Source organism: Variovorax humicola, from assembly GCF_037889915.1.
In the GTDB taxonomy this organism is placed as follows: Bacteria; Pseudomonadota; Gammaproteobacteria; order Burkholderiales; family Burkholderiaceae_C; genus Variovorax; species Variovorax humicola.
This window is the reverse complement of record NZ_JBBKZV010000007.1, coordinates 206,190-228,731: the sequence shown is the minus strand read 5'-3', so window position 1 is coordinate 228,731 and position 22,542 is coordinate 206,190. Positions and strand designations below refer to the sequence as shown.

At 65.4% G+C, this 22,542-nt stretch carries 17 protein-coding genes; 3 read left to right on the top strand and 14 right to left on the bottom strand.

Annotated elements, in window-relative coordinates:
• The first annotated feature begins 1 nt into the window (after position 1).
• Both WKW80_RS15135 and WKW80_RS15130 read left to right on the top strand, forming a co-directional pair.
• Positions 2-2,539, top strand: coding sequence for a TonB-dependent receptor (locus WKW80_RS15135; RefSeq protein WP_340364385.1), 2,538 nt, complete (start codon positions 2-4; stop codon positions 2,537-2,539).
• A 686-nt stretch (positions 2,540-3,225) separates the two neighbouring features.
• Positions 3,226-3,546 (top strand): hypothetical protein, encoded by a 321-nt coding sequence (locus WKW80_RS15130; protein WP_340364384.1) that lies wholly within the window; start codon positions 3,226-3,228, stop codon positions 3,544-3,546.
• Between the two features lie 331 nt (positions 3,547-3,877).
• Here the strand turns inward: WKW80_RS15130 and WKW80_RS15125 are convergent, their stop codons facing one another.
• The 10 genes from WKW80_RS15125 to argA all read right to left on the bottom strand — a co-directional run bounded on the left by WKW80_RS15125 (position 3,878) and on the right by argA (position 15,669).
• The gene (locus WKW80_RS15125) at positions 3,878-4,117 is read right to left on the bottom strand and encodes a hypothetical protein (protein ID WP_340364383.1); all 240 of its coding nucleotides are present in this window, start codon (positions 4,115-4,117) and stop codon (positions 3,878-3,880) included.
• Positions 4,118-4,310: 193 nt separating this feature from the next.
• Positions 4,311-4,811, bottom strand: coding sequence for a hypothetical protein (locus WKW80_RS15120; RefSeq protein ID WP_340364382.1), 501 nt, complete (start codon positions 4,809-4,811; stop codon positions 4,311-4,313).
• Positions 4,812-4,826: 15 nt separating this feature from the next.
• The gene (locus tag WKW80_RS15115; RefSeq protein ID WP_340364381.1) at positions 4,827-6,827 is read right to left on the bottom strand and encodes an ABC-F family ATP-binding cassette domain-containing protein; all 2,001 of its coding nucleotides are present in this window, start codon (positions 6,825-6,827) and stop codon (positions 4,827-4,829) included.
• A complete protein-coding gene (locus tag WKW80_RS15110; protein ID WP_340364380.1) occupies positions 6,824-8,578 on the bottom strand; it encodes a peptidase M14 in 1,755 nt (584 codons plus the stop codon). The genes WKW80_RS15115 and WKW80_RS15110 overlap by 4 nt, the downstream gene beginning before the upstream one ends.
• Before the next feature lie 232 nt (positions 8,579-8,810).
• On the bottom strand, positions 8,811-9,680 hold the full coding sequence (prmB, locus tag WKW80_RS15105) for a 50S ribosomal protein L3 N(5)-glutamine methyltransferase (protein ID WP_340364379.1): 870 nt from the start codon (positions 9,678-9,680) through the stop codon (positions 8,811-8,813).
• A 76-nt stretch (positions 9,681-9,756) separates the two neighbouring features.
• On the bottom strand, positions 9,757-10,929 hold the full coding sequence (gene dapE, locus WKW80_RS15100) for a succinyl-diaminopimelate desuccinylase (protein WP_340364422.1): 1,173 nt from the start codon (positions 10,927-10,929) through the stop codon (positions 9,757-9,759).
• Positions 10,930-11,058: 129 nt separating this feature from the next.
• On the bottom strand, positions 11,059-12,207 hold the full coding sequence (locus tag WKW80_RS15095) for a PilT/PilU family type 4a pilus ATPase (RefSeq protein ID WP_340364378.1): 1,149 nt from the start codon (positions 12,205-12,207) through the stop codon (positions 11,059-11,061).
• 36 nt (positions 12,208-12,243) lie between these two features.
• A complete protein-coding gene (gene dapD, locus WKW80_RS15090; protein WP_340364377.1) occupies positions 12,244-13,068 on the bottom strand; it encodes a 2,3,4,5-tetrahydropyridine-2,6-dicarboxylate N-succinyltransferase in 825 nt (274 codons plus the stop codon).
• Between the two features lie 40 nt (positions 13,069-13,108).
• The gene (dapC, locus tag WKW80_RS15085; RefSeq protein ID WP_340364376.1) at positions 13,109-14,314 is read right to left on the bottom strand and encodes a succinyldiaminopimelate transaminase; all 1,206 of its coding nucleotides are present in this window, start codon (positions 14,312-14,314) and stop codon (positions 13,109-13,111) included.
• Positions 14,311-15,669, bottom strand: a complete 1,359-nt coding sequence (argA, locus tag WKW80_RS15080) for an amino-acid N-acetyltransferase (RefSeq protein WP_340364375.1) — start codon at positions 15,667-15,669, stop codon at positions 14,311-14,313. Before argA ends, dapC begins: the two co-directional genes overlap by 4 nt.
• A gap of 55 nt (positions 15,670-15,724) precedes the next feature.
• Here argA and hrpA point away from each other — a divergent pair, with 55 nt between their 5' ends.
• Positions 15,725-19,663, top strand: a complete 3,939-nt coding sequence (gene hrpA, locus WKW80_RS15075) for an ATP-dependent RNA helicase HrpA (RefSeq protein WP_340364374.1) — start codon at positions 15,725-15,727, stop codon at positions 19,661-19,663.
• A 39-nt stretch (positions 19,664-19,702) separates the two neighbouring features.
• Here hrpA and WKW80_RS15070 read toward each other — a convergent pair whose 3' ends face one another.
• The 4 genes from WKW80_RS15070 to WKW80_RS15055 form a co-directional block, all read right to left on the bottom strand.
• Complete coding sequence (locus WKW80_RS15070) at positions 19,703-19,861, bottom strand: DUF3309 family protein (RefSeq protein ID WP_340364373.1); 159 nt, start codon at positions 19,859-19,861, stop codon at positions 19,703-19,705.
• Between the two features lie 113 nt (positions 19,862-19,974).
• Positions 19,975-21,147 carry a pyridoxal phosphate-dependent aminotransferase gene (locus WKW80_RS15065; protein ID WP_340364372.1) on the bottom strand — a complete coding sequence of 391 codons (1,173 nt, stop codon included), beginning with the start codon at positions 21,145-21,147 and terminating at the stop codon, positions 19,975-19,977.
• Between the two features lie 16 nt (positions 21,148-21,163).
• Positions 21,164-22,105, bottom strand: a complete 942-nt coding sequence (locus tag WKW80_RS15060; protein ID WP_340364371.1) for a CysB family HTH-type transcriptional regulator — start codon at positions 22,103-22,105, stop codon at positions 21,164-21,166.
• 62 nt (positions 22,106-22,167) lie between these two features.
• Positions 22,168-22,539 carry a sirohydrochlorin chelatase gene (locus WKW80_RS15055; protein ID WP_340364370.1) on the bottom strand — a complete coding sequence of 124 codons (372 nt, stop codon included), beginning with the start codon at positions 22,537-22,539 and terminating at the stop codon, positions 22,168-22,170.
• Positions 22,540-22,542 lie beyond the last annotated feature (3 nt).

Here is a 22,542-nt window from a genome sequence, read left to right as displayed (position 1 = left end):
GATGAAGAATCGCCGCGCTCGCTTCCCCATGTTTTCCCTGGCACCGCTCGCCGCGGCCAGCCTGCTGCTGTGCCAATCGATGCAATCCTCCGCGCAGGAAACGCCCGCACCCACCGAATTGCCGACCATCACGGTCGTCACGCCGACGCCGTTGCCCGGGCTGGACGTGCCGCGCGACAACATTCCGTCCAATGTGCAGACCGCGACCGGCGCCGCCATGGAGCGCATTCATTCGCCGGACTTGTCGAACTACCTTTCGCGTGCCATCGGCGGCGTGACCGTGAACGAGACCCAGGGCAACCCGTTCCAGCCGGATATCAATTACCGCGGCTTCACCGCCTCGCCGCTGCTCGGCACGCCGCAGGGCCTGTCGGTGTACATGGACGGCGTGCGCCTGAACCAGCCCTTCGGCGACGTGGTGAGCTGGGACCTGATCCCGCGCTCGGCCATCTCGACGATAGCCCTGATGCCCGGCAGCAACCCGCTGTTCGGCCTCAATACGCTGGGTGGCGCCATCGCCATCCAGACCAAGGACGGCCTGCACAACCCCGGCACCTCGGTGCAGTTGATGGGCGGCTCCTGGAGCCGGGCAGCACTCGAGTTCGAGACGGGCGGCAGCGACAAGGACAGCGGCTGGAACTGGTTTGTCACGGGCAATGCCCTGCACGAGAAGGGCTGGCGCGTCGAATCGCCCTCCGACGTGCGACAGCTCTTTGCCAAGGTCGGCCGCACCACGCGTGACGGCAGCATCTACCTGTCTGCCGCGTTTGCCGACAACGACCTCACCGGCAACGGCACCCAGGAGATCGGTGCGCTGCAGCGCGACTGGTCCGGCGTGCGGACCAGTCCCGACAGCACGAAGAACAAGGCAGCCTCCGTCAACCTCGAACTCACGCAGGCCCTGAACGATACCTGGACGGCTTCGGGCAACGTCTACTACCGCAACATCAAGACCAAGACCTTCAACGGCGACATCAACGACCAGGCGTTCAGCGAGTCGGTCTACCAGCCGAATGCGGCCGAACGCGCGGCGCTGGCCGCAGCCGGCTTCACCGGGTACCCGACCAGCGGCGCCACCGCCGCCAACACGCCGTTCCCCAAGTGGCGCTGCATCGCCAACGCCCTGCTCAACACGGAGCCGAACGAGAAGTGCAACGGCCTCCTCAACCGCACCGACACCAAGCAGGAGAACTATGGCCTCGCAGCGCAGCTTTCCGCCGATGCGAAGACGGGCAGCATCGGGCACCAGTTCGTGGTTGGCGCAGGCTACGACGCAAATCGTGTTCGCTTCGGGCAGAGCACCCAGTTCGGCTTCCTCAACCCCGACCGCACCGTGACGCCGGTGTTCGGCCCGGGCGCCTTCGCCGATGGCACGCAGGATTCCGAGAACGCGTTCGACGCTCGCGTCGCCTTGTCGAGCCGCTCGAGCACCAGCAGCGTGTATGTCACCGACACCATCGAACTCAACCAGCAGACGCACCTCACGCTTTCGGGCCGCTACAACTACACGAAAGTCGACAACACCGATGGCCTCACGCCCGGCGGCGGCCCCGGCTCACTGGACGGCCACTACACCTTCAGCCGTTTCAACCCGGCGATCGGGCTGACCTTTGCGCCGAGCGAGTCCGTCACCTTGTATGCCGGCGTCAACCAGGGCAGCCGTGCGCCGACCGCCATCGAACTGGGTTGCGCCGATCCGGCAAGCCCTTGCAAGCTGCCCAACTCATTCGCCGGCGACCCGCCGCTCAAGCAGGTGGTGACAACGACCTTCGAGGCGGGGCTGCGCGGCATCGTCCAGCAGAAATTGGCGTGGAACTTCGGCGTGTTCCGCTCCGACAACAAGGACGACCTGCTCTTCGTCACCGACAACTCCAGCGGCTTCGGCTATTTCAAGAACTTCGGCAAGACGCGCCGGCAGGGCATCGAGATGGGCTTGAGCGCCAAGCCCATGGACGGCCTGACCCTGGGCGGCAACTTCATGCTGCTCGATGCCACCTACCGCAGTTCCGAGACGGTGGGGGGCTCGGGCAACAGCAGCAACGACCAGGCGCTGGCCGGCTTCCCTGGCACTGACGGCAACATCCGGATCCGGCCCGGCGACCGCATCCCGATGTTGCCACGCCAGGTGCTCAAGCTGTATGCCGACTACGAACCGACCGCGCAATGGCGCATCGGGGTGGACATGGTCGCGTCGAGCGGCTCCAACCTGCGCGGCAACGAGAACGGCCTGCACAGGCCCGACGGCGTGTACTACACCGGGCCGGGGCGCAGCGCGGGCTATGCCGTGTTCAACCTCGGCGTGGACTACAAGCCGCGGCCCGGCCTGAAGTTCTACGTGCAGGTGACGAACCTGTTCAATACCAAGTACACGACCGGCGGGCAACTCGGCGCCAACGGCTTCACGGCCACCGGCGCGTACATCGCACGCGGGCTGCCGCAGAACGCCAACGGCGATTACCCGGTGAGCCAGTCCAGCCTGCTGTCGCCGGGTGCGCCGCGTGCGGCCTGGGTGGGGGTGCGATATACCTTCGGAACTTGAGAGCAGGCGCGCAAGTCACGGACGCTGGGAGTAGTTCTCCACCATCCAGCGCGCGACGTTGGCACCCAGGTCAGTGCCGCGCGTCCTCAGTCCGTTCTCGGCGCGGTTGGACGCCGAAACGCCTCGCGTGGTTATCGCCGCCGTCGCGCAGCCACCGGCCCCGGGACCCCGGCTTGGGCATGACCGTAGTTGTGTCAGCGGCCGCCGCCGTTGCATTCGGTTGCCTGCTGCGCCGCTTGTGAGATCCACGCCCCTCGCTCGGGCCACCGCCGCTGCATTGATCAAACGGCCACCGGAGGCCGGGCGCGGCACTGCGGGTGGACGATTGGCGCTCCACACTCGAGGGAAGCGGCGAGGGAGGAGCTCGGGAATAAACGACCAGTTCCCACGTATCAGGAAAAGCCACCATGGAATTTGTCGCCAAGGTGTATTTGCGCAGAATCATTGCGACCGGAAGCTCGGCGTCCAATACAGACGTTTACCTGGGTCGACGCCCTATATCGAGGTGCGAACCGCCTCATTACCACTCGATTTTTCCCCGGGAAATATCGATGGCATTTTGAGCAGCTGGACAAGAGAGGCTCTCAACGGCTTTCTAATGGCGATCGGCCGGGCCGGCCGGATCCGGCGATCCGGGGGGCGCGGTGTTCTCTAAAAGCGTCTTAGTTGATCGCCGGAGCCAGCGCATGCCATCCACCAATTTCGTTCCGAGCGCTGATGCATCCGTGGTGAGCGAGCATTCGAGGCAAGTCCTGTGCAATGTGCTGGCCGATGCCGGCGTCTATTCCTGCATTGTCACCAGCACCGTGCGGTCGCCCGCCCGCCAGGCGAGCGCAATGTACGCCGACGTCGAGTCGACCAGCGCGGCCACGCAGCTGGCCTTGTACGGACCGGCTGGCGTAGAGGTCATTGGCGAATACCAGCGACTCGAGCCGAACGGCCACGGCCGACAAGCCATCGTCGGGCGATGGAGGAAAAGCTCAACCAGCTCGGCCCAGGCAATGTGAGCCGTCATTGTGCGGACCCGACGGCATTGAATGTCTTTGATATCGCGCCGTCTTCCATTGCCAATGCACTGAAATTCTTATCGGCGCTGCAATGAGCCAAGACAGCCAGCCCGGTTTCCAGGTTTTTTTTACCGGCCAATGGAGATCCGATGTTTCACGTCGAGATTCCGCAGCCGGGGTTTTAGCCAATTGACAGGCGCGTCAAATCAAGCAGGGCCATTGGCCTTGCGCACAAGCGCAAAAACCCAGCCGCGTTCCCGGCCGGGAATTCAGGGTTATTGAAGTTGCGCGGGCGCGTCGATCACCCACCGGCCGCGCGAATCAACCAACGTCAGGCGAGAAACCTGGCACCGAGGTTGATGACGGGCCGCGTCTGGGATTGCTGGGAGATGGCGGAAACCAGGCCAACCGCGCCTGCACGCAGCAATTCGGCGCGCAGCGCGGCCTCAAGTTGCCGGCGCGCGGCATCGGGACGATCGTGCTCGTACTCCTCATCCAGTTCGCAATGAAGGTAGTAGTCCACGCGTCCCATCAGGCGCTCAATTGCCGTCGAAATATCCGTCTCGCTCATCCCTTGTCCTTATGTCTCATTCCGCACGCTCGATCGCGTATCTCCATTTTCCATCCCTATTAAGTAGAAAGTACACTGCTCGCGTTTCGAGTCGAATATACGTCCTCTCGGATCACTATACCGAGACTGGGGAAATTTGTGGCCACGATCCAGTAACGTTCGAATTTAATTGTGGTTATTTGTCAACTATGTTTCAGACCGTGGGAGGTGGCGGCAGCAAATGCCGCGCTGCACGAGAGACGCGCACGCAATCCTTGATATGTTGCTCGCCCAGCGTGCTCAACGCAGCGTAGCCCAGCAGCGCCGATACGGCCTGGCCGGCCAATGGCACGTATCGGGTGGCTTGCTTCGCGGTCATGCGAATGCCGACTCGCTTGGCAAGCACCAGTAACAATTCACGCGTGATCAGCTTGCCGACCAGCAGCGCGCCGACCGCGGCGGCTGCCTTTTGCACGCCTTCGCGGCGCTGCGGTCCGAGCCGCTCGAGTTGCGTCAGCGAGAGGCCGAATTCGGCGCTGATCTGCGGCACCACGCGGGACAGCAGCGCTGCATCGGTCGCCCAGTCGAGACCGGGAAGCGGTACGGCGCTGGCGGCTGCGCCGAGCAGGGCCTTGCGGCGCAGCAGGCTTCGGCTGCGGCGAATGGCGGCGATCAATTGCGGATCGCCTTCGGCGAGTTCAATGGCGCTTGGCATGATGGCCGCAGGGTATCAGGCCGCCAGGGACTCCAACTGGTCCGACAAGGTCAACCAGCGCTCTTCGAGACCGGCAATCTCGTCGTTGAGCGCTTTCAGGCGCTTGCCGGCCTCGGCAATCTCCGCGGGCGGCAACGGCTCAGCCAGGCGCGCTTCCAGCGTCGCCTTGTCTGCACCAGCAGCCGCGAGGCGGGCGTCGATCTGCGCGATCTCGCGCTTGAGCGGTTTCTGCTGCTCGCTGAGTTGCTGGCGGTGCTGTGCGCTTTGCTGGCGCTGGTCTTTGCCGCCGTCGGCCGGGCGAATGGTTTCGGGCGCAGGCGGTGCAGTTGCGGGCGCAGACGCGGCGGCGCGCGTGGCTTCCTTGGCCTCTTCGCGCAGCCGCTTCGCTTCGTCGAGAAGGTAGCGTTGGTAGTCGTCCAGGTCGCCGTCGAAATCCGTCACGCCGCCGCGGCCGACCAACCAGAATTCGTCGCACACCGAACGCAGCAATGCGCGGTCGTGGCTCACCAGCATCAGCGTGCCTTCGAACTCGTTCAGCGCAACGGCCAATGCTTCGCGGGTGGCCAGGTCCAGGTGGTTGGTCGGTTCGTCGAGCAGCAGCAGGTTGGGGCGCTGCCAGACCATCATCGCGAGCACGAGTCGGGCCTTCTCGCCGCCGCTCATGGTGCCGACGGGCTGCTTGACCATGTCGCCGCTGAAATTGAAGCTGCCGAGGAAGCCGCGAAGCGCCTGTTCGCCGGTGCTTTCCTTGGCCGCCGCGCCGAGTTCGCGCGCCATGCGCACCATGTGTTCGAGCGGCGTGTCCTGCGGACGCAGCACGTCGAGTTCCTGCTGTGCGAAGTAGCCGATGTTGAGGCCCTTGCCTTCGGTAATGGTGCCGGCGAGGGCGCCCATCTCGCGCGCGATGGTCTTCACCAGCGTTGATTTGCCCTGGCCATTCGCGCCCAGGATGCCGATGCGCTGGCCGGCCTGCACCGAGCGGCTCACGCCAGTCAGGATGGTCTTCGGCGGCGCGTCCTCGGCCGTGTAGCCGAAGCTCGCGCTGGTGATCGACAGCATCGGATTCGGGATGTTGCCCGGCTCCTTGAACTCGAAGGTGAAATCCGCCTCGGCCAGCAGCGGCGCGACCTTTTCCATGCGCTCCAGCGCCTTCACGCGGCTTTGCGCCTGCTTGGCCTTGCTGGCCTTGGCCTTGAAACGGTCGATGAACTTCTGCAGGTGCGCGATCTTGTCCTGCTGCTTCGAGAAGGCGGCTTGCTGCTGCTCCATCTGCAGCGCGCGCATTTCCTCGAACTTGCTGTAGTTGCCGCCGTAGCGGATGAGCTTGGCGTGTTCGATGTGCAGCGTGACGTCGGTGACCGCGTCGAGGAACTCGCGGTCATGGCTGATGACGATCATCGTGCCTTCGTACTTCTGCAGCCAGGATTCGAGCCAGACCAGCGCGTCGAGGTCCAGGTGGTTCGTCGGTTCGTCCAGCAGCAGCAGGTCGCTCGGGCACATCAGCGCGCGGGCCAGTTGCAGGCGCATGCGCCAGCCGCCGGAGAAGCTGTTGACCGGCTGGTCGAGTTCATGGCTCTTGAAGCCGAGGCCGAGGATCAACGCCTGCGCGCGCGGCACCGCGTCATGCTCGCCGGCATCGGCCAGGTCGGTGTAGGCGTGTGCCAGGGCCATGCCGGCGTCATGATCGTCCGGGTCGGCTTCATGAGCGCGCTCGGCCGCGGTCAGTGCCTCGCGCAACTCGACGAGGCGCGTGTCGCCGCCGACCACGAAATCGGTCGCGGGTTCGTCCGTCTCGGGCATGTTCTGCGCGACTTGCGCCATGCGCCACTGCTTCGGGATCGAGAAGTCGCCGCCGTCTTCATGCAGCGTGCCGTTGAACAGCGCGAACAGGGTCGACTTGCCAGCGCCATTGCGGCCGACGAGGCCCACCTTTTCAGACGGGTTGAGCGTGACGGTAGCGCCGTCGAGCAGCACCTTGGCGCTGCGGCGCAGGACGACGTTCTTGAGGGTGATCATGGATCGGACGAAATTGAACCCAGGGCATCGACCGCGGCGAGCACCGTCGCAGTCTGGATGTCGTGGGCAAAGATGAAGGGTTCGCCGTAGATCGTTTCGTCGGGAAACTCGGTGATCAAGGTCAGGGCGGGGCCCGGACGATTGACCTCGCTGATCATGCAGGCCGTGCCGTCGATGACTTCGAATGGAAACTCGCCGGCGTGCGCATTGTAGCTGGCACGCTGCGCGGCGTTGAAGGCCATCAGCTCGGCGCGCAAGGCCAATTGGCGGCATACCGACTCGGTCAGCGCGCGGGCCTGCGTGGCCCAGCCGGTGTGGTGCCGCACGATCAGGAAGAAGCCCTTGGGCACGGTCCACAGCTCGAAGCCGCGCGGGATGTAGCCGCAGAAAGGGCGCGTCCACTCGTGGGCGGGGTAGCCGTGCAGGTTGACGTGCAGTTGCGCGCCCGACAACGCAAACGCCTGGTGGCGCGCGTTGCGTTCGAAGTACGGGGGCTGTTCGCGATATTCGAGGTCGTCGCCGAGGGCCGTGTAGCGCGCGGCGTGGTGCATGTGGCGCGGCGCGTGGGCGCACAGCTCGCGGTGCAGCGCGTAGCCGTCGGGGTTTTCGAGCGGGATCAGCGCGAAGTGGGCGTCGGGGCGCCTGGCCAGTTCGTGGGCAGCGCGCAGGGCGCCGACCACGCCGGAGGTTTCATTCGCATGCTGTGCGCCGCTGATGAGCACCGCCAATCCGGCACCGGGGTGATAGACGCCGGCAACCGCGCGTCCCTGCACGCTGAGGGCCTCGAAGCGCTGGCCTTCGATCCGCGCAAGTTCCGACATCACACGGCCTGCAGGGAGCGGTGCGCCCGCCTTCTCCAGCGGCGTGGTGTCCGGCGCTGAAGTTGCCCCCTTGCCCGGCGGCGTCCACGGACCGACGCCGATGCGCAGCCGCACGGCGCCTTCGCTGGCCCGGACGTCCGGCACGATCTGCCCCGGCTGCAGCCGACGGTCGCCGGCCGGCCGGCCGCTGCGTTGCTGGAACACTTCGAGCAGCGAGAAGTACAGGTCTTCATGCAGCGCCTCGTGGCTGTTGATCCAGCCGGTTTCCCGAGCAGGCGCCGTCGCGATGCCGGGCAGGTCGATGCGAATGTCGAGGCGCGGGAAGTACGGCTCGGCCTCGGGCCATGCGTGTTTCTGCAGGCAAGCCATGGCGTGGCGGAAAACGGCTTCGTGGTCGGACTCGCGCGGGCCGTCGGCAACCACCGTCTGGCCGCGTCGTTCACGCAGCCAGGCGGTCGGCGACAACAAGGTTTCACCGAGGTGGTCGACGTGAACTCGGTTGGGTGCGAATACCGTGTCCGTGCGGTGGCGGCCATCGCGCCATTCCAGCTCGACTTCGTAGACGGGCAATTCGTCTGCCTCGGGCTTGGGCACGAGTTGCAGGCGGACGCCGCGCAACATGTCGGCCAGCGGATAGGCCTCGAGTGCGAACCGGCGTGGGGAGGCATTTGGATGCACGGGGTAATGCACGGTCACCCGGACCAGGTCTTCGCGCGCCAGGTCCTCCAGGAAGTGATGCACCAGCGGCTTGTAGGCGCTGCGCAGATGCACCTCGACGCCGGCCGAGCGAAGGCGTTGCTCAGCAGCGCGCCGGGCCTGCGGTCCTTCGAACAACCATCCCTCGACGGTCGCGTGCCGTGGAGTTTGCGGCAGCTCCTTTTCCCACTGGTCCAGGGTGCGGGGCAATGCGATGTCGAGCAGAACGTTCATGAGGATGCTTCCGTAAGGCGCACGGCGATCCGGGATTGTCGGGCGTGCGGCTCGGTGCGACTTCAACGCTCAGTTCATCGACGGCGCTGAACAGGCCTTGCGGGCGTCGAACTCCGCAGCGAGATCACGGATGGACAACGACCGCGGAGCAAGGCGGTCCGGTGCCACGGCGCGTACGCAAGCCCGAAGAAGCCTGCAAAGCCGACATCACCGGGATCGACAGCGCCGCCGATCATGGGCCAACGAGGGCGTCGCGGGTCAGCAGCAGAACCTGGTCGTCACCGGCGGAGGTTTCGAGCCAGATGGTTTCCAGTCGGGGGAAGGCGGCCTCGAAATTCTCGCGCTCGTTGCCGATTTCGAGCACGAGCACAGCCCGCTCGCTCATCACCGCGGGCGCGCTCGCCAGCAGCGTGCGGATGAAGTCCATGCCATCCTTGCCGCCGGCCAGCGCCAGTCGGGGCTCGGCCTTGTACTCGGCGGGCAGCACCTCCATGCTGTCGGCATTGACGTAGGGTGGGTTGCAGAGGATCAGGTCGTATGGGCCGGGCAGTGCGGCAAGGCCATCGGATTGCACCAGCGTGATGCGCGCGTCGAGCTGGTGCTTCGTCACGTTGATGGCCGCGACTTCGAGCGCATCGCTGGAGATGTCGGCGCCGGTCACGTGAACGTCCGGGTAGGTCATGGCGGCGAGCACGGCCAGGCTGCCGTTGCCTGTGCACAGGTCCAGCACCTGGCGGGTGCCGTCGTCGAGCCAGTAGTCGATGGTGCCGTCGGCCACCAGTTCGGCGATGAAGCTGCGCGGCACGATGGCGCGCTCGTCGATGTAGAAGGAAACGCCCTGCAGCCAGGCTTCCTTCGTGAGGTAAGCGGCCGGCTTGCGCGTTTCAATGCGCGTCTTCAGGAGCGAGGCCACGCGTTCGGCATCGGCGGGCGCCACGGTCTTGTCGGCCACCGAATCAAGGTCGTCGAGGGGCAGGCGAAGCTGCCACAGCACCAGCCAGGCGGCCTCGTCGAATGCGTTGGCGGTGCCGTGCCCGAAGGCAACGCCGGCTTCGTCGAGTTGCCTGGCGCCGGCTTCGATCAGTTCGATGACAGTGGTCATTGAAGTCCTCGCGCTCGGCATTGCGTGTCCTGGCTTCGCACTTCGGGGCGAACGCCATTGGGCGGCCAGGCAGCGCTCATGCTCGCGCCGCCTGGTCGAGCTTCTCCAGCGTGCGCCGGTAAATGTTCTTCAGCGGCTCGATCGAGTCGACCGCGATGTGCTCGTCGATCTTGTGGATGCTGGCATTGACCGGACCCAGCTCGATCACCTGCTTGCAGATCTTCGCGATGAAACGGGCATCGCTGGTGCCGCCGCTGGTCGAGAGTTCGGTCTCGATGCCGGTCTCGTCGTGGATGGCTTGTTGCACCGCCCGGACCAACTCCGCGGGCTGCGTGAGGAAGGGCAGGCCGCCGACCGTCCAGTCGAGCTTGTAGTCGAGCCCATGGGCATCGAGCACGGCATGAACCTTCTTCTGCAGCGACTCGGGTGTCGATTCGGTCGAGAAACGGAAATTGAAGTCGATCACCGCGGCGCCGGGAATGACGTTGCTCGCGCCGGTGCCTGCGTGGAAGTTGCTGATCTGCCAACTGGTCGGCTGGAAGTGCGCGTTGCCGGCGTCCCAGCCACCGGTCGTGTTGATGGCGACCAGTTCCGCCAGCGCCGGCGCAATGGCATGCACGGGGTTCTTTGCCAGGTGCGGATAGGCAATGTGGCCCTGCACGCCGTGGATGGTGAGCTTGCCGCTCATGGTGCCGCGCCGGCCGTTCTTGATCATGTCGCCGCAACGTTCGACCGAGGTCGGCTCGCCGACGACGCAGTAGTCGACCGCTTCGCCGCGCGCTGCCAGGGCGTTGCAGACGATGACGGTGCCGTCGACGCCCGGGCCTTCCTCGTCGCTCGTGAGCAGCAGCGCAATCGACAGTTGCGGATCGGGCGTGGCGGCAAGGAACTCCTCGATGGCGACGACGAACGCCGCCAGTGAGGTCTTCATGTCGCAGGCGCCGCGGCCGTAGAGCAGGCCGGCGCGATGCGTCGGCGTGAAGGGGTGGCTGGTCCATTGATCGAGCGGACCCGTTGGCACCACGTCGGTGTGGCCTGCAAAAGCGATCGTCTTCGCGGCAGGTGAGGCGGCCGTGCGCTTGGCCCACAGGTTGGTGACGCGGAAGTCGGCTGGTCCGCTTTCGATGGTTTCCAGCGTGAAGCCCAGCTTCGCCAGCCGCTCGCCGAGGATTCGTTGGCACCCTCCGTCGTCCGGGGTGACAGAGGGGCGCGAAATCAGTTGTTCGGCAAGGTGCAGCGTGCGGGGCATCGGTGGAGCAAGACTGGGACGGTTCACGCGCTGTTTCAGGAACACCGCGGAACCGACCTCGCCGGGCCGCTGGTGTTGCCCCCTCGAAGGGGGAGGAGAAGCGACAAGAAGTGCGCGGAGCCTGGGTGGTCAGAACTTCACGTCGAGCGTGATGTCGGTAAAGGTAGGTTCATCGACCTGGTCCTGCAGCGCACGGTCGTCGACCTTGGCGGCCGGGCTGTTCCGGTTCTGCAGGCGCCACATCAGGTTGGTGGGCGAGTCGGCCTGCAACAGGCCTTCCTCTCGCGTCACACGCTCTTCCAGGATCAGGCGGGCGATGTCTTCCTCGAAGGTCTGCGAGCCTTCGGCCATCGACTGTTCCATCGCTTCCTTGACGCTGGAGAAGTCGCCCTTCTCGATGAGTTCGGCCACGAGGGCTGAATTCAGCATCACTTCCACGGCCGGCACGCGAGCCCCGGCCGGTGTGCGCAGCAGGCGCTGCGCCACGATGGCGCGCAGGGCCGAGCCCAGGTCGGACAGCAGCGTGGCGCGCACTTCCACCGGGTAGAAACTCAGGATGCGGTTCAGCGCGCGGTAGCTGTTGTTGGCATGCAGCGTGGCCACGCACAGGTGGCCCGACTGGGCATAGGCGATGGCGGCCGTCATGGTCTCGCGGTCGCGGATTTCGCCGATCTGGATCACGTCGGGCGCCTGGCGCAGCGCATTCTTCAGCGCGATCTGCAGCGACTGGGTGTCGCTGCCCACGTCGCGCTGGTTCACCATCGACTTCTTGTTGGTGTAGGTGAACTCGATCGGCTCTTCCACCGTGAGGATGTGGCCGCTCGCGTGCTCGTTGCGATAGTCGAGCATCGATGCCAGCGTGGTCGTCTTGCCGGCACCGGTCGCGCCGACCATCAGGATCAGCCCGCGCTTCTCCATGATCAGCGTCTTGAGGATGTCGGGCAGGTTCAGGTCGGCAAAGGTCGGAATGATCGAAGCGATGTGCCGCACCACCACCGCATAGCTGCCGCGTTGCCGCATGGCGCTGATGCGGAAGTTGCCGAGGCCATCCAGGGCGATCGCCATGTTGAGTTCGCCGGTGCGCTCGAGCTCCGCCACGCGGCTTTCGTGCACCACTTCGGACAGCAGGGAGAGCGGCGCCGCCGCTGGAAGCACCTGCCCGTTGATGGGGACGCAGTTCCCGTTGATCCGCATCAGTGCCGGCGAGTTCGCCGAGAGGTAGATGTCGGAGGCCTTGCGTTCGGCCATCAATCGCAGGATGCGTTCCATCGTTTTCATCGGCACTCTCTCCAGCAAAGAAACGGAAGAAGGGAATCAGTCGCGCAGCAGATCGTTCAGCGAGGTCTTGGCACGTGTTTGCGCATCCACGCGCTTCACGATGATTGCAGCATAGAGGCTGTAGCGGCCGTTGTCCTTCGGGAGAGACCCGCTGATGACCACCGACCCCGCAGGCACGCGGCCGTAGGTGATTTCACCGGTTGCGCGGTCGTAGATGGGTGTGCTTTGGCCGATGTAGACGCCCATCGACAGCACCGAGTTCTCCTCGACGACCACGCCCTCGACCACTTCGGAACGGGCGCCGATGAAGCAGTTGTCCTCGATGATGGTCGGGCCGGCCTGCAGCGGCTCCAGCACGCCGCCGATGCCCACGCCGCCCGACAGGTGCACATTGGCGCCGATCTGTGCACACGAGCCAACAGTGGCCCAGGTGTCGACCATGGTGTTTTCCCCGACGTAGGCGCCGATGTTCACGTACGAGGGCATGAGGATCGCGCCCTTGGCGACGAAGCTGCCGCGGCGGGCCACGGCCGGCGGCACGATGCGCACGCCGGCTTCCTTCAATTCACCGGCCGACAGGTGCGAGAACTTGGTCGGCACCTTGTCGTAGAAGCCGAGCGAGCCGGCTTGCATCTGCTCGTTGTCCTTGAGGCGGAACGACAGCAGCACGGCCTTCTTGATCCATTGGTGCACTGTCCACTGGCCGACGCCCTCGCGGGTGGCGACGCGCAGGTGGCCGTTGTTGAGTTCGGCGATCACATGATCGACCGCCTTGCGCACTTCGGCCGGCGCCTCGGCCGCGGACATGCTGGCGCGGTCTTCCCACGCGGCGTCGATGGTTTGCTGGAGCTGTTGGGTCATGACTGGAGTCTCGGATTTCAAGTACAAGAAATGGGCCGTGTCACTGGCCCGACTGGATGAACTGGACGATGCGGCTTGCGGCAGCTACGCACTCGTCGGTGCCGGCCACCAGCGCCATGCGGATGCGCCCCCGGCCTGGATTGACGCCGCCGAAGTCGCGGGCCAGATAGCTGCCGGGCAACACCGTCACATTGTATTGAGCGTACAAGGCACGGGCGAAGGTCGCATCGTCGCCGTTCCACCTGGCAGGCACGCCGGCCCACAGGTAGAAGCTCGCGTCGGGCAGCTTCACGTCGAGCACGGGTTCGAGCAGCGGCGTGACGGCGGCGAACTTGGCGCGGTACTGGGCGCGGTTCTCGACGACGTGGCGTTCATCGCCCCAGGCCGCGATGCTGGCCGCGGCGACGGCGCCGCCCATGGCGCTGCCGTGGTAGGTGCGATAGAGCAGGAAGCTCTTGATGATCGAGGCGTCGCCGGCCACGAAGCCGCTGCGCAGGCCGGGCACGTTGCTGCGCTTGGAGAGCGAGGTCAGCGCGAGCAGGTTCCTGTAGTCGGTGCGGCCGAGCTTGGCCGCGGCTTCGAGGCCGCCCAACGGCGGCTCTTCGCGGAAATAGATTTCGCTGTAGCACTCGTCGGATGCGATCACGAAGCCGTGCTGGTCGGAGAGTGCAAACAGCTTCTTCCATTCGTCGAGCGGCATCACCGCGCCGGTCGGATTGCCGGGCGAGCACACGAATACGAGTTGCGCACGGGCCCAGACTTCCGCGGGCACGCTGTCCCAGTCCACGGCGAAGTTGCGGTCGGCCCGGCTCGGCACGTAGTACGTGTCGGCGCCGGCCAGCAAGGCCGCGCCTTCGTAGATTTGGTAGAACGGATTGGGCGAGACGACGATGGGCGCCGGGTTCGCGCTCGCATCGACCACGGTCTGGGCCAGGGCGAAGAGCGCCTCGCGCGAACCATTCACCGGCAGCACCTGCGTCGCGGGGTCGAGCGTGAGTCCGTAGCGCGTCTGGAGCCAGTCGGTAAATGACTTGCGCAGCCTTGGCTCGCCTGCGGTGGCCGGATACGCAGCCAGCGCGCCAAGCCCCGCGGTCAACGCGTGCTTGATGAAGTCCGGCGTCGGATGCTTCGGCTCGCCGATGCCCAGGCTGATCGGCGTGAGCGCCGGGTTGGGCGTCACGCCCGCGAACAACTGGCGCAGGCGCTCGAAAGGGTAGGGTTGTAGTTTGGAAAGCAGCGGATTCATGTCGAGGGATAGAGTTTCTTCACGAGCACCTGGCTCTTGCGGTCCCAGTTGTACTTGCGCTTGCGGGCCTCGGGCAGCCACTCGGGGTCGACCTGCTGGAAGCCGCGCTTGATGAACCAGTGCATGGTGCGCGTGGTCAGGACGAAGATGCTTTCAAGTCCGGCCGCCTTGGCGCGTTGCTCGACGCGCTTGAGGATCTTTTCGCCGTCGCCCTGCGCTTGCACGTTGGGCGAAACGGTGAGCGCGGCCATCTCGGCGGTGCGTGCCTCGGGGTACGGGTAGAGCGCGGCGCAGCCGAAGATCACGCCGTCGTGCTCGATCACGGTGTAGTGGCCGATGTCGCGCTCGATCTCGGTTCGGTCGCGCTTGACCAGCGTGCCGTCGCGCTCGAAGGGCTCGATCAACTGCAGGATGCCGCCGATGTCGTCGGCCGTCGCCTCGCGCAGCGATTCGAGCTTTTCGTCGATGACCATGGTGCCGATGCCGTCGTGCACATACACCTCCAGCAGGAGCGAGCCGTCCACCGCGAAGGGCAGGATGTGGTTGCGCTCCACGCCGGCCTTGCAGGCTTTCACGCAGTGCTGCAGGTAGAAGGCCGAATCGGTCGGGCGCTGCGCCGGGCCCAGCGTGGCGAGCATCTTCTCGGCAGCGTCGAGCGGCAGTTCAGTGTCGATCGGGTTCTCTTCGCTCACCGGCAGGCTTGGCTCGAGTGGAATGCCGGGCACTTCGGTCAGGAAAATGAGCTTGTCGGCCTGGATCGAGATGGCGACGCTGGTCGCGACCTCCTCCATCGTGAGGTTGAAGGCCTCGCCGGTGGGCGAGAAGCCGAAAGGCGAGATCAGCACCATGGCGCCGAAGTCCAGCGTGCGGCGGATGCCGGCGCTGTCGACCTTGCGCACCAGGCCCGAATGCTTGAAATCCACGCCGTCGAGCACGCCCACGGGCCGGGCGGTGATGAAGTTGCCCGAGATGATGCGCACCGTGGCGCCGGCCATCGGGGTATTGGGCAGGCCCTGGCTGAACGCCGCCTCGATCTCGTAGCGCAACTGGCCGGCCGCTTCCTGGGCCGAATCGAGCGCCACCTCGTCGGTGATGCGCATGCCGTGCGAATAGCGCGCCTCGTGGCCCTTGGCGCGCAGCTGCTCGTTCACCTGCGGGCGGAATCCGTGCACCAGCACGACCTTCACGCCCATCGACTGGATCAGCGCCAGGTCCTGCGCAATGCTTTGCAGCTTGCCGGCCGCGATCGCCTCGCCAGCGAGGCCGACGACGAAAGTCTTGCCCCGGTGCGTGTGGATGTAAGGCGCCACCGAGCGAAACCACGGGACGAAAGTGAAATTGAAGACGGTCGACATGGGCAGCGATTGTGCATTCTCGGCGTGGCGCCCGTGAGGCGAAGGCCCGGCACGAATGCACCTTGCGCGACGGCCGTCGATAATTCGACGTTTGGCCGTGCGCGGCCCCTGGCCCTTGACGACGACTTTCTCCCCCCTTCGCATCGAGTTTCCCGAATCGCTGCCCGTTTCCGCGCGGCGCGACGAGATCGCCGCGGCCATCGAGGCCAACCAGGTCGTCATCGTGTGCGGCGAAACCGGCTCGGGCAAGACCACGCAGCTGCCGAAGATCGTGCTGCAACTCGGCCGGGGCAAGCTCAACGCCGCGCCGGGGCAGGGCAAGCTGATCGGCCATACGCAGCCGCGCCGCATTGCCGCGAGTTCGGTGGCCAAGCGCATCGCCGAGGAACTGAAGACGCCGCTTGGCGAAGTGGTCGGCTTCAAGGTCCGTTTCCAGGACCGGCTCAGCCGCGATGCCTCGGTCAAGCTCATGACCGATGGCATCCTGCTGGCCGAGACGCAGTCCGATCCGCTGCTCAAGGCCTACGACACGCTGATCATCGACGAGGCCCACGAGCGCTCGCTGAACATCGACTTCCTGCTGGGCTACCTGCGCGAGATCCTGCCGCGCCGGCCCGAGCTGAAGGTGATCGTCACCTCGGCCACTATCGATGCCGATCGGTTCGCCACGCATTTCGCTTCCCGGAAAGGGCCGGCGCCGATCATCTACGTCTCGGGCCGCACCTTCCCGGTCGAGCAACGCTGGCGCCCGTTCGAGGAATCGCGCGAGTACGACCTGAACAACGCCATCGCCGACGGCGTCGACGAGCTCTGGCGCGACCCGCACAACGCGGGCGACATCCTCATCTTCCTGCCGGGCGAGCGCGAGATCCGCGAGGCGGCCGACCACCTGCGCAAGCACCTGGCGCACCAGCCGCTGTACCGCGGCGCCGAAGTGCTGCCGCTGTTCGCGCGCCTGTCGCAGGCCGAGCAGGACCGCATCTTCGAAGGCCACACGGGCCGTCGCGTCGTGCTGGCAACCAACGTGGCCGAAACCTCGCTCACCGTGCCGGGCATCCGCTACGTGATCGATGCCGGCACCGCGCGCGTGAAGCGCTACAGCTTCCGCAGCAAGGTCGAGCAACTGCTGGTCGAGCCGATCAGCCAGGCCGCGGCCAACCAGCGCGCGGGCCGCTGCGGGCGAGTGGCCAACGGCATCTGCATCCGGCTGTACGACGAGAAGGACTTCGCCGGCCGGCCGCGCTTCACCGACCCGGAAATCCTGCGCTCCTCGCTGGCCGGCGTGATCTTGCGAATGAAATCGCTGCGGCTGGGCGACGTGGCGCGCTTTCCTTTCCTCGAAGCGCCGTCGCCGCGCGCCATCGCCGACGGCTACCAGTTGCTCAACGAACTGGGCGCTGTCGACGATGCCAATGAACTGACCGCGATCGGCGGCGAACTGGCGCGACTGCCTCTCGATCCGCGCGTGGGTCGGATGATCCTGGAAGCGCGTTCGCGTGGCGCGCTGGAAGAAGTGCTGGTGATCGCGTCGGCGCTCAGCGTGCAGGACGTACGCGACCGGCCGATGGAGGCGCAGCAGCAGGCTGACCAGGCGCATGCGAAGTTCGATGACGAGCGCAGCGAGTTCAGCGGCTATCTGCAGCTGTGGAAATGGATTCATGCGGCGCGGGGAGGGCATCCGGGTGGAGGCGAGGGCGCCACCCACAAGCTCACCAACCGCCAATACGAACAACTGCTGCGCCAGAACTTCGTCAACATCCGCCGCGTGCGCGAATGGCGCGATACCCATTCGCAACTTCTCACCGTCGTCACCGAGCACAAGTGGAAGATCAACGCGCAGCCCGCGAGCTACGAGCAATTGCACCTGTCGATGCTGGCCGGCCTGCTCGGCAACATCGGCTGGAAGGTGGAGGACGACGAGGCCTACCTCGGCGCGCGCGGAATCAAGTTCTATCGCCACCCCGGCGCGCACCTGAAGAAAAAGCCGGGCCGCTGGATCGTGGTTGCCGAGTTGGTCGAAACCACGCGCCTGTTCGGCCGCGGCATTGCCAACATCGAGCCGCAATGGCTGGAACAGGTGGCAGGGCATTTGCTGAAGAAGCAATTGCTCGACCCGCACTGGGAGAAGAAGGGCGCGCAGGTCACCGCACTCGAACGTGCAACCTTGTACGGTCTCGTCATCTACAGCGGAAGGCGGGTCGATTTCACCCGCGTCGATCCGGTCGCGGCGCGCGAGATATTCATCCGGGAAGCGCTGGTCGGCGGCCAGTGGGACAGCAAGTTCCCCTTCCTCGCCGCCAATCGCAAGCTGGTGCGGGAGGTCGAAGGGCTGGAGCACAAGGCACGCCGGCAGGACGTGTTGGTCGACGACGAACTCATCTACGCCTTCTACGACGCGCAACTGCCACCCGACGTGGCCAGCGGCATCGCTTTCGAGAACTGGTATCGCCATGCATCGGATGCGCAACCACGCCTGCTGTTCCTCACGCGCGACGAGCTCATGCGCCACCAGGCGGCCGGCATCACGACGCAGTCATTCCCGCCGACCATCCGGCTCGGCGGCGTCGATTGCGCGGCAACCTATCTGCACGAACCCGGCGACGCGCGCGACGGCCTGACCGTGACGGTGCCGCTGTTCGTATTGAACCAGGTCAGCGAGGAACGCAGCGAATGGCTGGTCACGGGCATGCTGAAGGACAAGATCCAGGCACTGCTCAAGAGCCTGCCGCAGCGCCCGCGCTCGCGGCTGGTGCCGCTGCCTGAAACGGCATCGCGGTTCGCCGAAGAGATGGCGGCACCGGAGGCCTTCGGTGCCGGCTCGCTGACCGATGCGTTGCTGAAGAAGGTCCGCGACATCACCAGCCTCGACGTGAAACGCGCCGACTTCAAGCTCGACATGCTGCCGCCCCACCTGTTCATGAACCTGCGCGTGGTCGACGAGCATGGTCGTCAACTTGGCATGGGTCGCAATCTCGGCGCGCTCAAGGCGGAGCTGGGCGCACAGGCGCGCGGCGCATTCCAGGCGCTGGCGGGGCTGAACGTCAAGAAGGCGCCGGCCGCGGACAGCGAGCCCTCGGCACCATCCGCGGGTCGCGCTCAGCCTGCGAAAACAGCGACACCCGAGCCGGCGCTGCCCGCCGGCCAGCGCTACACGGCCTGGACGTTCGGCGAGTTGCCCGAGTTGATGGAAGTGAGGCGCGGCGCCCAGTCGCTGGTCGGTTTCCCGGCACTGGTGAACGACGGACACGCCGACGGCGTCACGATCGAAGTCTTCGACGAGCCTGCCGTTGCAGCCGCGAAGCACCGCGCCGGGCTGCGCCGCCTCGTCGCCTTGCAACTCAAGGACGCTCTCAAGTACCTCGAGAAGAACATCCCCGACCTGCAAAAGATGGCCGTCCAGTTCATGCCGCTCGGCACGGTCGAGGAGTTGCGCGCGCAGATCGTCGACGTCGCACTCGACCGCGCCTTCCTCCAGGAGCCATTGCCCACCGATGAATTCGCCTTCAAGCGCCGCATCGAGGAAGGCCGCGGCCGTCTCACGTTGATCGCGAACGAGGTTGCACGGCTGGCGGGCACGATCCTCGTCGAATACGCCATGGCGGCACGCAAGATAAAGGACACCAGGTTGCAGCCCGATTCGGTGCAGGACGCCGCGCAGCAACTGCAGCGCCTGGTCGGCAAGCGCTTTGTCGTCGACACGCCTTGGCCGCAATTGCAGCACTTCGCGCGCTATCTGAAAGCCATCACCGCCCGGCTGGACAAGCTCCGCGCCGACCCTGCGCGCGATGCGGCCAGGCTCGCCGAATTGAGGCCTCAGGAACAAAGGTACTGGCGCCTCGTCGCGGAACGCAAGGGCGCCGTAGACGATCGAATGCTCGAATTCCGCTGGCTGCTGGAGGAGTTGCGCGTCAGCTTCTTTGCACAGGAGTTGCGCACGCCGCAGCCGGTCAGCGTCAAGCGGCTCGACAAGGCCTGGGCACAGCTTGACGCTTGAAGAAGGCCCGTCGAAACGAGCCTTCAAGTGCAGTGGCGCCTATATGTGTCCCATGAGCACCAGCACGATCACCACCACCAGCACCAGGCCCAGCCCGCCGCTCGGGGCATAGCCCCAGTTGCGGCTGTAGCCCCAGCTTGGCAGTGCGCCGATGAGCAACAGGACGACCACGATCAGCAGGATCAACGAGAGCGACATGACCTTCTCCTATGGGCTTTGCGAAGGAGTCCATGGTCGGCTTGCGCGGTCGCTCCATCCCCGGGACAGACACGCCTTCAAGGGTCAGGCGGCGCCTACGGTGTTTGTCAGCGTCAGAGCCGGGAGAGTCGCTCCAGCGCTGAATTGAGCGTTTCGTCCTTCTTGGCGAAGCAGAAGCGCACCACGCGCTGGTCGAAGCCGTCGCCATAGAAGGCCGACAGCGGTATCGCCGCCACGCCGACCTCGCGCGTGAGCCAGAGACAGAACTCCCACTCGGGCAAGTCGCTCACCCCGGAAATATCGACGCACTGGAAGTAGGTGCCTTCGCTCGGCAACAGCCTGAGCCGGGTCTTGGCGAGGCCTGCGGCAAACAGGTCGCGCTTGCGCTGGTAGAAGGCCGGCAATTCCAGGTACGGCGCCGGGTTGGCCATGAACTGCGCCAGCGCATGCTGCATTGGCGTGTTGACCGTGAACACGTTGAACTGGTGCACCTTGCGAAACTCGGCCGTGAGCGACGCCGGCGCAGCCACGTAGCCCACCTTCCAGCCAGTGACGTGATATGTCTTGCCGAAGCTGCTCACGATGAAACTGCGTGCCGCAAGGCCCGGGTAGCGTGCCGCGCTCTCGTGCCGCAGCGGTGCATAGACCATGTGCTCGTACACCTCGTCGGCAATCACCAGCACCTCGGTGGAGGCGAGCAGCTCTTCGAGGCGGCGCATCTCGGCATCGGTCCATACGGTCGCACTCGGGTTGTGCGGCGTGTTGACGATGATCGCGCGCGTCTTTGGCGACAGGGCCGCAGCGATCTTGTCGAAGTCGGGCCTGAACGTGCCCGGCGACAGCGGCACCCGCTTCACGGTGCCACCGGCCAGTTCGATGTTGGGCACGTAGCTGTCGTAGCAGGGTTCCAGCACGATCACTTCGTCGCCCGGTCGAACGACCGCAAGGATCGCGGTGATGATGGCCTGCGTCGCGCCGGCCGTGATCGTGATTTCATCCGCCGCGCTATAGCGATGTCCGTAGAGCGACTCGATCTTGCTGGCGATGGCGGTGCGCAACGGCAGCACGCCGGGCATCGGCGGATACTGGTTGTGGCCCGCGGCCATCGCGTCGGTCACGGCCTGCAGCAACTTCGGGTCGCAGCCGAAATCGGGAAAGCCCTGGCCGAGGTTCACTGCATTCTTCTCGGCGGCCAGCGCCGACATCACGGTGAAGATCGTGGTGCCGACCGCCGGCAGCTTGGTAATGATCTCGGGGGTGCGCGGGGAAGCCAGTGCGGTGCTCATGGTGAATCGGGTTTCCTCAAAGGCCATAGTCCTGGTTGTGCCCGCTCAGGGCCTTGGCGATCAGGTTGCGGTCAAGCCGGTCGCTCAGCAACTCGGCGAACTTGAAGACGAAGTTGCGCAGATACGCGCTGCGCTTGAAGGCGACGCGTGCGATGTTCTGGCCGAAGATGTGGCCCATCGGCCGCACCACCAGATCGGCATTGGAGTCATCGCGCACCGCCATCTCCGCCACGATGCCGACGCCGAGGCCCAGGCGCACATAGGTCTTGATCACGTCCGAATCGATGGCCTCCAGCGCGATGCGCGGCGAGAGTTTCTTCTGTGCAAACGCATGGTCGATTCGTGTGCGGCCGGTGAAGGACGGGTGGTAGGTGATGATCGGTTCCTGTGCCAGGTCTTCGAGGGACACGCGCTCCTTCGCCGCAAGAGGGTGGTCCTTCGGCAGCACCAGCACATGCTGCCATTCGTAGCATGGCAGGGTCACGAGTTCCACATAGGCATCGAGCGATTCGGTCGCGATGCCGATCTCGGCGACCTCGTCGATCACCATGCGTGCGACCTGGTCGGGCGAGCCCTGGTGCAGGCTGACGTTGACCTTGGGATAGGCCTCGCGCAACTTCGCCACCGGCACGGGCAACACATAGCGCGCCTGGGTGTGAGTGGTTGCAATGGAAAGCGTGCCGCTGTCCTGCGCGCTGAACTGCTCGCCGATGCGCTTGAGGTTGCCAACCTCGCGCATGATGAGTTCTATGCTTGCGATGACGTGCTGGCCGGGTTCTGTCACGCGCTTGAGACGCTTGCCATGCCGCGCAAAAATCTCGACGCCGAGTTCTTCCTCGAGTTCGATGATGGCTTTGGAAACACCGGGCTGCGAGGTGTGCAGCGCCTTGGCTGCCTCGGTCAGATTGAGATTGCGGCGCACCGCTTCCTGGACAAACTTGAATTGGTGCAGGTTCATAACGAATGTCATCCTTATATGGGATTCATTATGCCTTCTGCGTCTATGGAAAGTGTTGCGCCTTAGCCATCCTGCCACGCAATTTTGGCCAGCAGGTCGATCACCTGCGACTCCTCGCCGACGGCCTTTTGCAGCGTGATCGCGACACCCGGGTGATTCGCCGTGAGCTGCGCCATCAAATTGGGCAGGTCTTCGCGCAGATGCTTTCCCATGCCGAGGAAGATTGGCACGACGCGCACGCTCCCGGCGCCGCGCGCCACCAGTTGCGCAACGGCGGTCGGCAGGTCGGGTTGTACAAGTTCGAGGTAGGCGCAACTCACCAGGGCGCCCGGGTCGCGCTCAGTGATGCGGTGCGCGACGGCCTCGATCGGCTCGCGCCAGCGCGCATCGCGCGACCCATGTGCAAACAGCACGATGCCACGCTTGCCTTGCATTGC

What these genes read in the sequence shown, in the direction of transcription:
- WKW80_RS15055 (WP_340364370.1), bottom strand. Translation starts at nt 22,539, where the DNA reads ATGCAAGGCAAGCGTGGCATCGTGCTGTTTGCACATGGGTCGCGCGAT.
- dapE (WP_340364422.1), bottom strand. Translation starts at nt 10,929, where the DNA reads ATGCCCCGCACGCTGCACCTTGCCGAACAACTGATTTCGCGCCCCTCT.
- dapD (WP_340364377.1), bottom strand. Translation starts at nt 13,068, where the DNA reads ATGACCCAACAGCTCCAGCAAACCATCGACGCCGCGTGGGAAGACCGC.
- WKW80_RS15115 (WP_340364381.1), bottom strand. Translation starts at nt 6,827, where the DNA reads ATGATCACCCTCAAGAACGTCGTCCTGCGCCGCAGCGCCAAGGTGCTG.
- WKW80_RS15125 (WP_340364383.1), bottom strand. Translation starts at nt 4,117, where the DNA reads ATGAGCGAGACGGATATTTCGACGGCAATTGAGCGCCTGATGGGACGC.
- prmB (WP_340364379.1), bottom strand. Translation starts at nt 9,680, where the DNA reads ATGACCACTGTCATCGAACTGATCGAAGCCGGCGCCAGGCAACTCGAC.
- WKW80_RS15070 (WP_340364373.1), bottom strand. Translation starts at nt 19,861, where the DNA reads ATGTCGCTCTCGTTGATCCTGCTGATCGTGGTCGTCCTGTTGCTCATC.
- WKW80_RS15095 (WP_340364378.1), bottom strand. Translation starts at nt 12,207, where the DNA reads ATGAAAACGATGGAACGCATCCTGCGATTGATGGCCGAACGCAAGGCC.
- WKW80_RS15135 (WP_340364385.1), top strand. Translation starts at nt 2, where the DNA reads ATGAAGAATCGCCGCGCTCGCTTCCCCATGTTTTCCCTGGCACCGCTC.
- WKW80_RS15060 (WP_340364371.1), bottom strand. Translation starts at nt 22,105, where the DNA reads ATGAACCTGCACCAATTCAAGTTTGTCCAGGAAGCGGTGCGCCGCAAT.
- argA (WP_340364375.1), bottom strand. Translation starts at nt 15,669, where the DNA reads ATGTCGACCGTCTTCAATTTCACTTTCGTCCCGTGGTTTCGCTCGGTG.
- WKW80_RS15110 (WP_340364380.1), bottom strand. Translation starts at nt 8,578, where the DNA reads ATGAACGTTCTGCTCGACATCGCATTGCCCCGCACCCTGGACCAGTGG.
- WKW80_RS15120 (WP_340364382.1), bottom strand. Translation starts at nt 4,811, where the DNA reads ATGCCAAGCGCCATTGAACTCGCCGAAGGCGATCCGCAATTGATCGCC.
- WKW80_RS15130 (WP_340364384.1), top strand. Translation starts at nt 3,226, where the DNA reads ATGCCATCCACCAATTTCGTTCCGAGCGCTGATGCATCCGTGGTGAGC.
- hrpA (WP_340364374.1), top strand. Translation starts at nt 15,725, where the DNA reads ATGCACCTTGCGCGACGGCCGTCGATAATTCGACGTTTGGCCGTGCGC.
- dapC (WP_340364376.1), bottom strand. Translation starts at nt 14,314, where the DNA reads ATGAATCCGCTGCTTTCCAAACTACAACCCTACCCTTTCGAGCGCCTG.
- WKW80_RS15065 (WP_340364372.1), bottom strand. Translation starts at nt 21,147, where the DNA reads ATGAGCACCGCACTGGCTTCCCCGCGCACCCCCGAGATCATTACCAAG.